This is a genomic window from Roseateles noduli, assembly GCF_050626985.1.
In the GTDB taxonomy this organism is placed as follows: domain Bacteria; phylum Pseudomonadota; class Gammaproteobacteria; order Burkholderiales; family Burkholderiaceae_C; genus Roseateles; species Roseateles noduli_A.
Map to the genome: position 1 here is coordinate 1112660 of NZ_CP192463.1, position 12496 is coordinate 1125155.

Here is a 12496-nt window from a genome sequence, read left to right on the forward strand (position 1 = left end):
GGCGGAAACGACAACGGCGCCACTGAGGGCGCCGTTGCATCACGGAGAGTCCGGGATCAGGAGTTCGACTTCGGACGCGTCAGCGCCGCGCTGGCCGGACGGTTGCCCTGGCTGCCGTGACGGCTGCCCTGGCCCTGACCTTGGCCTTGACCCTGGCGTTGACCGCCTTGACCCTGGCCCTGCGCCTGACGCTGGCCCTGACCTTGTCCGCCCTGGCCTTGCCCTTGACGCTGGCCCTGCGGTTGTCCGCCGGCTCTTTGCCCACCGCCTTGCGCACCCTGCGCCGGACGGCCTTGACCTTGACCCTGGCCGCCGCCCTGCGGGCGACCGCCCTGGCCCTGCGAGCGGCCACCGCCGCCGCCACCACCACCGCGACGGCCACCACCGCCGCCGCCGCCCGCCGGACGCGGCGAGCCTGAGGACTTGCCCAGCCCGCCGTTCAGCACCATGCGGCCCAGCACGATCGGCTCGGCCTTCGCGTTCGGGTCCGGCTCGAAGCCCGGCACGACCTCGCGCGGGATCTCGCGCTTGATCAGCTTCTGGATCTCGCGCAGGAAGCCCTCCTCGTCGACGCACACCAGCGACAGCGCCTCGCCCTGCGCGCCCGCGCGGCCGGTGCGGCCGATGCGGTGCACGTAGTCTTCGGCGACGTTCGGCAGCTCGTAGTTGATGACGTGGGGCAACTGGTCGATGTCGATGCCGCGCGCGGCGATGTCCGTCGCGACCAGGACCTTCAGGTCGCCGCTCTTGAACTCGGCCAGCGCCTTCGTGCGGGCGCCCTGGCTCTTGTTGCCGTGGATCGCCATCGCGGTGATGCCCGACTTGTCCAGGTACTCGGCCAGACGGTTCGCGCCGTGCTTCATCCGCGTGAACACGAGCACCTGGTGCCAGTCGTTCTTCGTGATCAGATGGGCGAGCAGTTCCTTCTTCTTGTCGCGGTCGACCGGGTGGATGCGCTGCGCGATCGTGTCGGCCGTCGCGTTGCGGCGCGCCACCTCGATCAGGCCCGGCTTGTCCAGCAGGCGGTCGGCCAGCGCCTTGATCTCATCGCTGAAGGTCGCGGAGAAGAGCAGGCTCTGCTTCTTCGCCGGCAGCAGCGCGAGCACCTTCTTGATGTCGTGGATGAAGCCCATGTCCAGCATGCGGTCGGCTTCGTCCAGCACCAGGATCTCGACCTTGGACAGGTCCAGCGTGCCTTGCTGTGCGTGGTCCAGCAGACGGCCCGGCGTCGCCACCAGGATGTCCACGCCCTTGCGCAGCTGGCTGATCTGCGGATTCATGCCGACGCCGCCGAACATGACCATGCTGGTCAGCGGCAGGTACTTGCCGTAGGTGCGCACGCTTTCCTCGACCTGCGCCGCGAGTTCGCGGGTGGGCGTCAGCACCAGCGCGCGGATCGCGGCGCGGCCCTTGGCGTCACGCACGGGCTTGCCGCTGGAGAGGCGTTCCAGCAGGGGGAGGGTGAAACCGGCGGTCTTGCCGGTACCGGTCTGGGCGCCGGCCAGCAGGTCGCCGCCGGTCAGGACGACGGGGATCGCCTGGCTCTGGATGGGGGTGGGGGTCGAGTAGCCGGCATCGGCGATCGCGCGGAGCAGGGGCTGGGAGAGCCCCAATGCGTCAAAACTCATAAGCTGCTTTGTTGGTGCCCGAACGGGCTTTGTGTGCAGCACGCCGGCCCGGTGAGGGCTGGCGCCAGTCTTCGGCTGCCGTGGGAGAGCGTGAGCTCAAAAGATAAAGCCGCGGCAAGACTGAGCCGCGGCGATGGGGCATTGTAGCTGACGGGGTCTGTCATCCCTGTGAGCAATTGGTTCGGTCGATGAGCCTCGCCCCATTCCCCCCCGCGACACCGAAGAGGCGGGAAGAACAGGGGGAACGTGCACCGAAAGGGTGGAAATGCGGCGCTCCGGACAGCTTCCAGCAAGCTCGGTGACAGGCCTCACTCAGGCAAGCGTGTCGGTGTCCGCAGCCGTGTTTCAGTGCGGTAAACCGTGGGTAAAAAGGGCGGTGAGGCCCGTCCTGATCGGCGTTCAAACGGGATTGCGGCGGCATAGTCTTGCGCCAATGTGTCCACTTGTCCCATCGTCATGAGCGCCCTGTTTCCCGATCCTGCCGCCGGCACCCATCTGCTGCTGCTGGACCCCGACCCGCATGCGCGCCTGCGATTCGCCGGCCTGATGCGGGCCTGGGGCTTCCGCGTCACCGACAGCGCGGAGGCAGCCCTGCTGGACCGCGTGCCGCTGCTGCCGGTGGACCTCGCCCTCATCGATCCCAGCGACGCCCGCGAGGCCGGCTGGGGCGCGCTGACCCGATTGAGACAGCGCTCGCGGATGCCGGTGATCGTGCTGCTGCAGCACGACAGCACGCTGGAACGAGTCCTCGCGCTGGAGCGCGGTGCGGACGCGGTGCTCCCCAAGGACGGGGAACCGCGCGAACTGCAGGCGCGCATCAAGGCGTTGCTGCGACCCCGCGAGGGCGATGCGACCGAGGTGCTGATGTTCGGCCGCTTCAAGCTGGAACCGATGACGCGTCGACTGTCCGGACCGGGGGGCTTCTGCGTGGTGCTGTCACAGAGCGAATACAAGCTGCTGCGCGCCTTCCTGGAACGTCCGCACAGCGTGCTGCAACGCCAGGAGCTGCTGCACCTGGCGCGCGGCGACGGCGTCACGGCGCTGGAGCGCTCGGTGGACCTGATGGTGTCGAGGCTGCGACAGAAACTGAACGACGATCCGAGCTCGCCGCTGATTCGCACGGTGCGCGGCATCGGGTATCTGTTCGATCCGCCGCTGCGCTGACGCACTGATGCGGCCGCTGGCCCTCACCCCCGCCCCTCTCCCGCAAACGGGAGAGGGAGTTCGATCTGCCTTACTTCGGGGCGACTGAGGCCCAGCGCAGTTCGAACCAGTTGTCGGGTCGGTGGACCACCGTCACGTTGGCGCGGGTCGCCCACGGGATCATCTGGCGGTGCAGCGGGATCAGGTGCGTCTGCGCGCGGAACTCGCGCAGCGCGGCCTTGATCAGTTCCTCGCGCTTCTTCGGATCGGCTTCCTCGCTGGACGCGGCGGCGAGCTGATCGAACTTGTCGTCCCGCCAGTTGCCGAAGTTGTACTGGCCGACCGACTTCTCGCCGCGGTTGCGCATCAGCGGCGTCATCGCCACTTCCGCGTCGGTGATGCTGCCGCCCCAGCCGTACATGTAGAGGCTGGTGTCGAGCTTCTCCAGCTTGGGGAACATCAGCGCGCGCGGCTGCGCGTTCACGCTGACCTTGACCTTGAGCTGCGCCCACATCGAGGCCAGCGCCAGGCAGATGCGCTCGTCATTGATGTAGCGGTTGTTGGTGCAATCGAGCGTGACCTCGAAGCCGTTGGCATAACCGGCGTCGGCCATCAGCTTGCGCGCCGCGGCCAGGTCGAAGGGCAGCCGCGTCTCCAGCTGCGGATCGTTGAACGCGCCCAGCGGCGACGGCGTCAGCCCGCCGGTGGGCAGGCTCAGGCCGTTCATCAGCTTGGCGCGCATCGTGTGGATGTCGATCGCCTGGTACAGCGCCTGCCGCACGCGCAGGTCCTTGAACGGGTTCTTGTCGCCGGGCACCTTGCCGTAGAGCAGCTTGTCGCGCGACTGGTCCATGCCGATGAAGACGATGCGGTTCTCCGGGCCTTCCTGGACCTTGACCTGCGGCGTCTGCTTGAGCTTCGGGATGTCGCGCGGCGACGGGTCGAGCACGAAGTCGATCTCGCCCGACACCAGCGCGGCCAGCCGGGTCGCGTCGTTGGCGATCGGCGTGTAGACGGCGTCCTGCACGTTGCCGTCGAACTTGCCCCACCAGGCCGGATTGCGCTTGAAGGTCGTGCGGATGCCGGGCTCGCGGGCCACCATCGCGTACGGCCCGGTGCCGTTCGAATGCGTGGCGGCGTAGGTCTCCTGCTTGTCCTTGAAGTTCTGCGGCTTGACGACGTTGTGCTGCTCGCACCACTTGCGGCTCATGATGAACAGCGTGTCCAGGTGCTGCAGGAAGATCGGATTGACCTTGTCGAGCTGGAACTCGACCGTGTGGTCGTCGATCTTCTTCGGCGTGCCGACGGCCTGCGCGTAGACGCTGATCTGCGAGTACGGATCCTTGGCCCGGTTGATCGAGAACACGACGTCGTCCGCCGTGAACGGCGTGCCGTCCTGGAACTTCACGCCCTGGCGCAGCTTCAGCCGCCACAGCGTGGGCTTGAGCTGCGTCCATTCGGTGGCAAGACCCGGCACCAGGTTGAGGTTGCGGTCGCGAGAGACCAGGCGCTCGTAGACCTGGCCGTTCATCGCGTTGGTGACGATCTCGTTCTGCGAATGCGGATCGGCCGTCTGCATGTCGCCCTGGCTGGCCCAGCGCAGGGTCTGCGCGTGCGCGGCGCCCAGGAGCCCCAGGCTCAGGGCGATCGTGAGCGGCCAGGCGCCCAGGGCGGCCGATGTGCGCGAACGAACCGGGATGGCGCGCGGGATGGCGCGCGAGATGGAGCGCGAGATGGAACGGAACAGCATGGTGGTCATCTCTGAACGGGCAGGGCGGTCGAGTTTAGGGGCACCGGCGGAAGCTGCGACAATGCGTGACTATTGCCCGGGCGCCCCGCCGCCCACGCAGGCTCCGGCCCCACTGTCGCACCCGCTGCTGCAGGCGGCCCCAGGGCTCCAGGTCAACCCACGAAACGCTGAAGAACCATCGCCATGGCTCAATACGTCTTTTCGATGAACCGCGTCAACAAGACGGTTCCTCCGAAGCGCCACATCCTCAAGAACGTCTCGCTGTCCTTCTTCCCCGGCGCCAAGATCGGCGTGCTCGGCCTGAACGGCTCGGGCAAGTCCACGCTGCTGAAGATCATGGCCGGCGTCGACAAGGAGATCGAGGGCGAAGCCGTCCCGATGCCCGGCATCAAGATCGGCTACCTGGAGCAGGAGCCGCAGCTGAATCCGGACCAGACCGTGCGCGAAGCGGTCGAGGAAGGCATCGGCGGCGTGCTGGCCGCCAAGAAGCGCCTGGACGAGGTCTATGCCGCCTACGCCGAAGAGAACGCCGACTTCGACGCGCTGGCCGCCGAGCAGGGCGAACTGGAGGCGATCATCGCCGCCGCCGGCTCCGAGAACACCGACCTGCAGCTGGAACTGGCCGCCGACGCGCTGAACCTGCCGCCGTGGGACGCCAACATCGGCGTGCTGTCCGGCGGCGAGAAGCGCCGCGTGGCGCTGTGCCGCCTGCTGCTGTCCAAGCCCGACATGCTGCTGCTGGACGAGCCGACCAACCACTTGGACGCCGAATCGGTCGAATGGCTGGAGCAGTTCCTGCAGCGCTTCCCCGGCACCGTGGTGGCGATCACCCATGATCGCTACTTCCTGGACAACGCCGCCGAGTGGATCCTGGAACTGGACCGCGGCCACGGCATTCCCTGGAAGGGCAACTACTCCGACTGGCTGGACCAGAAGGAACGCCGCCTGGAGCAGGAACAGAAGACCGAGGACGCCCGCGCCAAGGCGATGAAGGAAGAACTGAAGTGGGTGCGCTCGAACGCGAAGGGCCGCCAGGCCAAGAGCAAGGCGCGGCTGGCCCGCTTCGAGGAACTGAGCGACGTCGAATACCAGAAGCGCAACGAGACCAACGAGATCTTCATCCCCGTGGCCGAGCGCCTGGGCAATGAGGTGATCGAGTTCGAAGGCGTGACCAAGTCCTTCGGCGACCGCGTCCTGATCGACAACCTGTCGTTCAAGGTCCCGGCGGGCGCGATCGTCGGCATCATCGGCCCGAACGGCGCCGGCAAGTCGACGCTGTTCCGCATGATCCAGGGCGCGGAGCAGCCGGACAGCGGCACGGTGAAGATCGGCAAGACGGCCAAGCTGGCCTTCGTCGACCAGAGCCGCCAGAGCCTGGACGCCAACAAGACCGTGTGGGAGGACGTCTCCGGCGGTCTGGACAACATCATCGTCGGCAAGTTCGTGATGCCGTCGCGCGCCTACATCGGCCGCTTCAACTTCAAGGGCAACGACCAGCAGAAGATGGTCGGCCAGCTGTCCGGTGGTGAGCGCGGCCGTCTGCACCTGGCCAAGACCTTGGCGCAGGGCGGCAACGTGCTGATGCTCGACGAACCGTCGAACGACCTGGACGTCGAAACCCTGCGCGCGCTGGAAGAGGCGCTGCTGGAATTCGCCGGCTCGGCGATGGTGATCTCCCACGATCGCTGGTTCCTGGACCGCATCTGCACGCACATCCTGGCCTGCGAGGGCGACTCGCAGTGGTTCTTCTTCGACGGCAACTTCCACGAGTACGAAGCTGACAAGAAGAAGCGCCTGGGCGAAGAAGGTGCGCGACCGAAGCGCGTGCGTTTCAAACCTATTGCGTAACCTCCGCAGCTCCGCTTCGGGCGCTCCGCGTCGTTGCAAATCCTCGCCATAGCTGGGCTATGGCTCCGGTTTGCGCCTGGCGGAGCCTCCCGAATCGGAGCCGCGGCGGTCACGCAATGCCGAGCGGTGTGCAGACGCCAATCCGCCCGCGATGTCTCGATTTCAAGAGGCACCGCGGGCGTTTTTCATTGGCACTGATTCATTTCACGAATCTTTACGGCGCGCCCACGGCCAATTGACGCGCGCCCTCGACCATTTCCTCACCCCAGAACGATTTGGAGATCCCGAGATGGTCAAGAGCTTCTCCCGCCCCCTCAAGATGCTGGCCCTGGCCGCGACGATGAGCGTGGCCGCCCTGTCGGCGCACGCCCAGACGGCACCGGGCGACGCGCCGCCGCCCCCGCCGCACGGCATGCACCGCGGTGGCCCCGATTTCGGCGGCCCCGGCTTCGGCCCCATGGGCCCGATGCACGGCAAGCTGCTGAAGGACGCCGGCGTCACCGATGCGCAGCGGGCCCAGATCAAGCAGATCTTCGACGCCGCGCACAAGGACCTGAAGACGCAACGCGACACCGAGCGTCAACTGCACGAACGCATGCAGGCGCTGTTCACCGCGCCGACCGTCGACGCCAACGCCGTCGAGCAGGTGCGCCAGCAGATGCACGCCGCGCATGACGTCGAGTCCAAGCGCATCACGCTGGCCATGATCGACGCGTCGCGTGTCCTGACCCCCGAGCAGCGCGCCAAGATCGCCCAGCTGAAGGACCAGCAGCGCGAGAAGATGAAGGAGCGCATGAAGGACCGCGCCGAGCGCGCCAAGGAGCGCCGCGGGGCCAACGAGGCCAACCCGGTCCCGAAGCCTTTCACTGACCGCTGAACGCACGAGGCCGGCTATGCTTCAGTCTTTCGATGAGTCCGCGGCGCGCGGCCTGGCCGATCCGGCCCGGTCGGTGGCTGCACCGCAACGCCCGATGAACCCACGACTGCTCCTGATCGACGACGACGCCCGGCTCACCGCGATGCTGGGCGACTACCTCAGCAGCGCCGGCTTCGACGTCAGCTTCGCCGGTTCGCTGGCGCAGGGCCGCACCGAGCTCGAGGCCGGCCAGTTCGAACTGCTGGTCCTGGACCTGATGCTGCCCGACGGCGACGGCCTCGAGTTCTGCCGCCAGCTGCGCAGCGACAAGCGCTGGCGCCGCCTGCCGGTGCTGATGCTGTCGGCGCGCGGCGAGCCGATGGATCGCATCCTCGGCCTGGAGCTGGGCGCGGACGACTACCTGCCCAAACCCTTCGAGCCCCGTGAGCTGCAGGCCCGCGTGAAGGCGCTGCTGCGGCGCACCGAGCCCCAGGCGATGGGCGACGAGGTGCTGCGCTTCGGCCGCCTGGAGATCGACCTGGCGGCGCGCCAGGTGCGCCTGGACGGCAATGCCTGCGACCTGACGAGCCACCAGTTCGACCTGCTGGTCGTGCTGGCGCAGAGTCCGGGCCGGGTGCTGTCGCGCGACCAGATCATGGATGCGCTCAAGGGCCACCCGCTGGAGGCCTTCGACCGCTCGATCGACGTGCACATCTCGCGCATCCGCTCGGTCATCGAGGACGACGCCAAGAACCCGCGCCGCGTGCTGACGGTGCGCGGTGCCGGTTACGTGTTCGCACGCAAGCAGGACGCCGAAGGCCTGGAATGAAGGCTGCGACGCAGTGAAGGCGCTGTACCTGCGCATCTACATCACCGTCGTGGTGGTGTTGCTGGCATTTGCGCTGGGCTCGGCGTGGCTCTTCCAGGGCCGCATCGAGCAGGAGCGCGGAACCTTCGAGCAGGCCGCCTCGGAGCGGCTGGTGGCGCTCGCGGTGCTGGTGCAGCGCGCGCTGCCGCCGGTCACGGCGTCGACCGACGAGCAGGCCGACGCCGTCGAGGACTGGGGTCAGCGCCTGCGGATGGCGCTGGCGCTGGAGGATTCGCGCGGACGCCGCATCGGCGCCTCGCCGCTGTTCGAGCGTCGCGAGGATCTGCCCGGCTCGCGCGTGCAGCGCGTGCCGCTGGACGACGGCCGGCACCTGCTGTTCCTGCGCCTGGCCCGCCCGCCGGGCGCGTCCGGCCCGACCGGCCAGGACAAGCTCGAAGCCGATGCGCGTGCCGCGAGCGGTCCGCAACGGATGCAGCGCGAGCGCCGCGATCCTTTCGTCGACGGCCCGCCGCCGAACGACGTGCGCAATCCCATCCGCCGCGAGCCGCGGCCCGAAGTCGAGCAGATGCGCCAGCGCATGCTGGACCGCCTGGAGCAGCAGCGTCGCGAGGACGCGGCGAACGGCTCCTGGCTGCCCGGTTGGATCCCCCGCCCGAGCGGCGAAGCCCTGGCCGTGCTGCTGGCGGTGCTGTTCGTGGCCGTGGCCGTCGGGGCCTATCCGGTCGTGCGGCGGCTGACGCGCCGGCTCGAATCGCTGAAGTCCGGGGTCGAGCAGTTCGGCTCCGGCGATCTGAGTTTCCGCGTGCAGGACAACGGCAAGGACGAAGTCGCCGCGCTCGCGACCAGCTTCAACCTCGCCGCCGAACGGATCGAGGCTTTGCTGAGATCGCAGAAGAGCCTGCTGGCCAACGCGAGCCATGAGCTGCGCTCGCCGCTGGCGCGGCTGAAGATGGCGTTCTCGATGCTGGACGACGCGTCGCCGGCCCAGCGCGTGCGTCTGGGGCAGGAGATCAACACCAACATCGTGGAGCTGGACGCGCTCGTCGAAGAGGTGCTGCTGGCCAGCCGGCTTGAAGGCGGCGCGCAGTCGCTGCGGCTGGAGCCGGTGGACCTGCTGGCGATCGCCGCCGAATCGGCCGCGCTGGGCGACGCCGAACTCGAGATCGAGACCGGCATCGCCCGCCTGCCGCTGAACGGCGACGACCGTCTGCTGCGACGCGCGCTGCGCAACCTGCTCGAGAACGCGCGCCGCTACGGCGGGCCGGTCGTCGAGCTCAAGGTGCGCCGCGCCGGGCAGGATCGCGTCGAGTTGCAGGTCTGCGACCGCGGCCCGGGCGTGCCCGAGCCGATGCGCGAGCGGATCTTCGAGGCCTTCTTCCGTCTGCCCGGCCATGCCGAGGTGTCGGGCGGCGTGGGACTCGGCCTGAGCCTGGTGAAGCAGATCGCGACGGCCCACCAGGGCACGGTGCGCTGCGATGCCCGCGAGGGCGGCGGCAGCTGCTTCGTGATCACGTTGCCGCTGAACGCGGCTGGCTGAGGCTCAACGCCCGATCTCGCGGCGATGAACGAAGGCCAGCAGGGCGCCGAGCCCGATCGCGGCGGCGGCAAGTCCGACTGAGGCAGCGCTCCAGAACCCCATCGCGCCCTGCATGATCGCGGGCAACTCGACGGCGTGGTCGCCGAAGACCAGCCAGTAGCCGCCGCCCAGGCCCAGCCCCCAGATCGCGAACGCGTAGATGAGCATCGGCGCCGTCGCGATGTGATGGGCGCGCAGCACGAAGGCGGCCACGGTCTGGCCCGCGTCGGACACGTGGAAGAGCCACAGCCAGCCCAGCAGGGGCAGCGCGGTGGCGATGACGGCGGCATTGCTGGTGTAGAGGCCCAGCACCTGCTCCCGCAGCGAGAAGACCACGCCGCCGAGCACGAACGCGATCGCCAGCGCGATCTCCAATCCATGCCAGCCGAGCCGCCGCGCCGCCGCATAGTCGCGCGCGCCCATGGCCTGCGCCACGAGCGTGCTGCAGGCGTTCGCCTGCGACAGCGGCAGCATGAACATCATCGCGACGAGGTTGGCGCAGAGCTGGTGCCCCGCCACCGGCGTCGTGCCCAGCCGCGCGATGAAGATCGCCATGAAGGTGAAGCCGGTCACTTCGATCAGCACGGACGCGCCCATGGGCACGCCCAGCTTCAGCAGCCGCATCAACGTGTCCTTGCGCGGGCGATGCAGCCCCGTCCGAGCGAAGCCGAACGCGGCATAGAACGGATCGCGACGCAGCACGGCCAGTGCGATCAGCAGCTGGCTCCACATCACGATTGCCGTCGCGATCGCGCAGCCGACCGCGCCCAGCGGTGGCACGTGCAGCGGCCCCAGCGTGAATCCGCCGATCAGCAGCGCGCTGGCCGGGAACTTCAAGAGCAGTCCGCCGATCTGCAACGCCATCACCGCCTTCGGTCGCGACACCGCCGTGTTGAAGCCGCGGTAGGCGGTGAACAGCAAGGCCGCGGGCAGCGCGATGCCCAGCATGCGCAGGTAGTCGCGGATCTTGGCGGCGATCTCGGGACTGACCTGCGAGATCGCGAGGAAGGGCTGCGGGAACCACAGGATCAATTCGCCGATCACCGTGAGCGCCAGCGCGAGCCACGCGGCCTGATGCAGGCTGTCGCCGGCTTCGGCCATGCGCTTCGCGCCGAAGAGTTGCCCGGCCACCGGCGAGATCGCCAGCACCACGCCCATCAATCCGACGAACACCGACGTGTAGACGGCCGAACCGACCGCGAGGGCCGCGAGGTCGATGGCGGAGTGGCGGGCGACGAGCAGCGTGTCGATCGTCGAATACGCCAGCACCGCGAGTTGCCCGATGAACACGGGCCACGCGAGCGGCAGGATCTGGCGCAGGCTCGCGAGTCGGCCGTGGATCGCAGCGCTCAAACGGGATCCTTGTCGGCAGGCGCTTGAGCATCGGCACCGGCGGCGCTGCGCCGCTCGATCGCCCGTTCCGCATAGCGGTTGAAGCGCCACGCCGTGCCTTCGATCGTGATCCGCCGCCAGGTGGCGCGTTTCTCTCCGGGCGTCAGTACCGGCCAGTTCTGGACCTCGTCGAAGCTGCGTCCGCAGCCCTTGCAGAGTTCGTCGCCCTGGCTGGTCGAACAGATCGCGATGCAGGGCGCGTCCGGCGTGGTGTCGTACCAGCGCGTCCAGGCCGCGAGCGCGCGCGGCGGCATCGAGTCCTCGTCGCACTCGGTCTCGTGATGGAAGACCATCAGCGCATAGACCTCCGCCAGCGCACGCAGCTCGGGACCCAGCGTCACGCCGTCGCCCGGGGAGCGTTGTCGCCACCAGTTGATGGCGGACTCGATGTCGGTGATGTGGATGCCGGCCATCTCTGTGTGCTCAATAGTCGATGCCCATCGCGCCGCGCACCTCGCGCAGCGTCTTGCGTGCCACAGCACGGGCACGTTCGGTGCCGACCTCGACGATCCAGTGGACCTTCTTCGGATCGGCGAGCAGTTCGTCGGCGCGGGCGCGCCAGGGCGCCTGCTCGTCGTGGATCGCCTCGATCAGCGGCTGCTTGCAGTCCAGGCAGCCGATGCCCGCGCTGCGGCAGCCCGACTCGACCCATGCCCGCGTGTCGCTGTCGGCGTAGACCTTGTGCAGCGCCCAGACAGGGCAGCGCTCGGGCTCGCCCGGATCGCCGCGACGCACGCGCTGCGGATCCGTCTGCATCTTGCGCACCTTGTCGGCGACGACCTCCGGGGCGTCGCGCATCGCGATCGCGTTGCCGTAGGTCTTGCTCATCTTGCGTCCGTCCAGGCCGGGCAGCCGCGAGGTCTCGGTCATCAGCGCCTGCGGTTCCGGGAACAAGGGCGCCGAGGGCTGACGGTAGAGGTGGTTGAAGCGTCGCGCGACCTCGCGCGTCACCTCGACGTGCGGTGCCTGGTCCTCGCCGACCGGCACGAAGGCCGCCTTGTAGATCAGGATGTCGGCCGCCTGCAGCAGCGGGTAGCCGAGGAAGCCGTAGGTCGCCAGCTCGCGGTTCTCGGCCACGAGGTCCTTGTAGCTCGGCATCCGTTCCAGCCAGCTCGACGGCGTGCTCATCGCCAGCAGCGTGAACAGCTCGGCGTGTTCCGGCATGCGGCTCTGGATGAACAGCGTCGCCTGCTCCGGATCCACGCCGGCCGCCAGCCAGTCGACGACCATGTCGTAGACGCTCTGTTCCAGGCCTTCGCGGTGTTGGTAATGCGTGGTCAGCGCGTGCCAGTCGGCAACGAAGAAGAAGCAGTCGTAGGCGTCCTGCAGACGCACCCAGTTCTTCAGCGCGCCATGGTAGTGGCCGAGGTGCAGCGCGCCCGTCGGGCGCATGCCGGAGAGCACGCGCTGGCGCGGGGTGAGGGTGGGGTGGTCGGTCATGGCGGAAGGCTGGGGGCGGTGGCCGCACCGGCGC

Annotated in this window: 10 protein-coding genes; 5 read left to right on the forward strand and 5 right to left on the reverse strand. The window is 68.5% G+C overall.

Annotation, left to right across the window (positions count from 1 at the left end):
* Positions 1–56: 56 nt before the first annotated feature.
* Positions 57–1628 carry a DEAD/DEAH box helicase gene (locus ACQ4L4_RS04935; protein ID WP_431103122.1) on the reverse strand — a complete coding sequence of 524 codons (1572 nt, stop codon included), beginning with the start codon at positions 1626–1628 and terminating at the stop codon, positions 57–59.
* 456 nt (positions 1629–2084) lie between these two features.
* Between ACQ4L4_RS04935 and ACQ4L4_RS04940 the strand changes: the two genes are divergently transcribed.
* Positions 2085–2792 carry a winged helix-turn-helix domain-containing protein gene (locus ACQ4L4_RS04940; RefSeq protein ID WP_431103123.1) on the forward strand — a complete coding sequence of 236 codons (708 nt, stop codon included), beginning with the start codon at positions 2085–2087 and terminating at the stop codon, positions 2790–2792.
* Between the two features lie 70 nt (positions 2793–2862).
* Here the strand turns inward: ACQ4L4_RS04940 and ACQ4L4_RS04945 are convergent, their stop codons facing one another.
* A complete protein-coding gene (locus ACQ4L4_RS04945) occupies positions 2863–4521 on the reverse strand; it encodes an ABC transporter substrate-binding protein (RefSeq protein ID WP_431103124.1) in 1659 nt (552 codons plus the stop codon).
* Between the two features lie 183 nt (positions 4522–4704).
* Here ACQ4L4_RS04945 and ettA point away from each other — a divergent pair, with 183 nt between their 5' ends.
* The 4 genes from ettA to ACQ4L4_RS04965 all read left to right on the forward strand — a co-directional run bounded on the left by ettA (position 4705) and on the right by ACQ4L4_RS04965 (position 9591).
* Complete coding sequence (gene ettA / locus ACQ4L4_RS04950; RefSeq protein WP_431103125.1) at positions 4705–6369, forward strand: energy-dependent translational throttle protein EttA; 1665 nt, start codon at positions 4705–4707, stop codon at positions 6367–6369.
* A gap of 289 nt (positions 6370–6658) precedes the next feature.
* Complete coding sequence (locus ACQ4L4_RS04955; RefSeq protein ID WP_431103126.1) at positions 6659–7246, forward strand: Spy/CpxP family protein refolding chaperone; 588 nt, start codon at positions 6659–6661, stop codon at positions 7244–7246.
* Positions 7247–7340: 94 nt separating this feature from the next.
* Entirely contained in the window at positions 7341–8054 is a 714-nt protein-coding gene (locus ACQ4L4_RS04960; protein WP_067282373.1) for a response regulator, read from the forward strand.
* 13 nt (positions 8055–8067) lie between these two features.
* On the forward strand, positions 8068–9591 hold the full coding sequence (locus ACQ4L4_RS04965) for a HAMP domain-containing sensor histidine kinase (protein WP_431103127.1): 1524 nt from the start codon (positions 8068–8070) through the stop codon (positions 9589–9591).
* A 3-nt stretch (positions 9592–9594) separates the two neighbouring features.
* Here ACQ4L4_RS04965 and ACQ4L4_RS04970 read toward each other — a convergent pair whose 3' ends face one another.
* The 3 genes from ACQ4L4_RS04970 to trpS are packed head-to-tail and all read right to left on the reverse strand — an operon-like array spanning position 9595 to position 12462.
* On the reverse strand, positions 9595–10983 hold the full coding sequence (locus ACQ4L4_RS04970; protein WP_431103128.1) for an MATE family efflux transporter: 1389 nt from the start codon (positions 10981–10983) through the stop codon (positions 9595–9597).
* Positions 10980–11435, reverse strand: a complete 456-nt coding sequence (locus ACQ4L4_RS04975; protein WP_431103129.1) for a DUF3717 domain-containing protein — start codon at positions 11433–11435, stop codon at positions 10980–10982. Before ACQ4L4_RS04975 ends, ACQ4L4_RS04970 begins: the two co-directional genes overlap by 4 nt.
* Positions 11436–11445: 10 nt before the next feature.
* Positions 11446–12462, reverse strand: a complete 1017-nt coding sequence (gene trpS, locus ACQ4L4_RS04980) for a tryptophan--tRNA ligase (RefSeq protein ID WP_431103130.1) — start codon at positions 12460–12462, stop codon at positions 11446–11448.
* Positions 12463–12496: the final 34 nt, after the last annotated feature.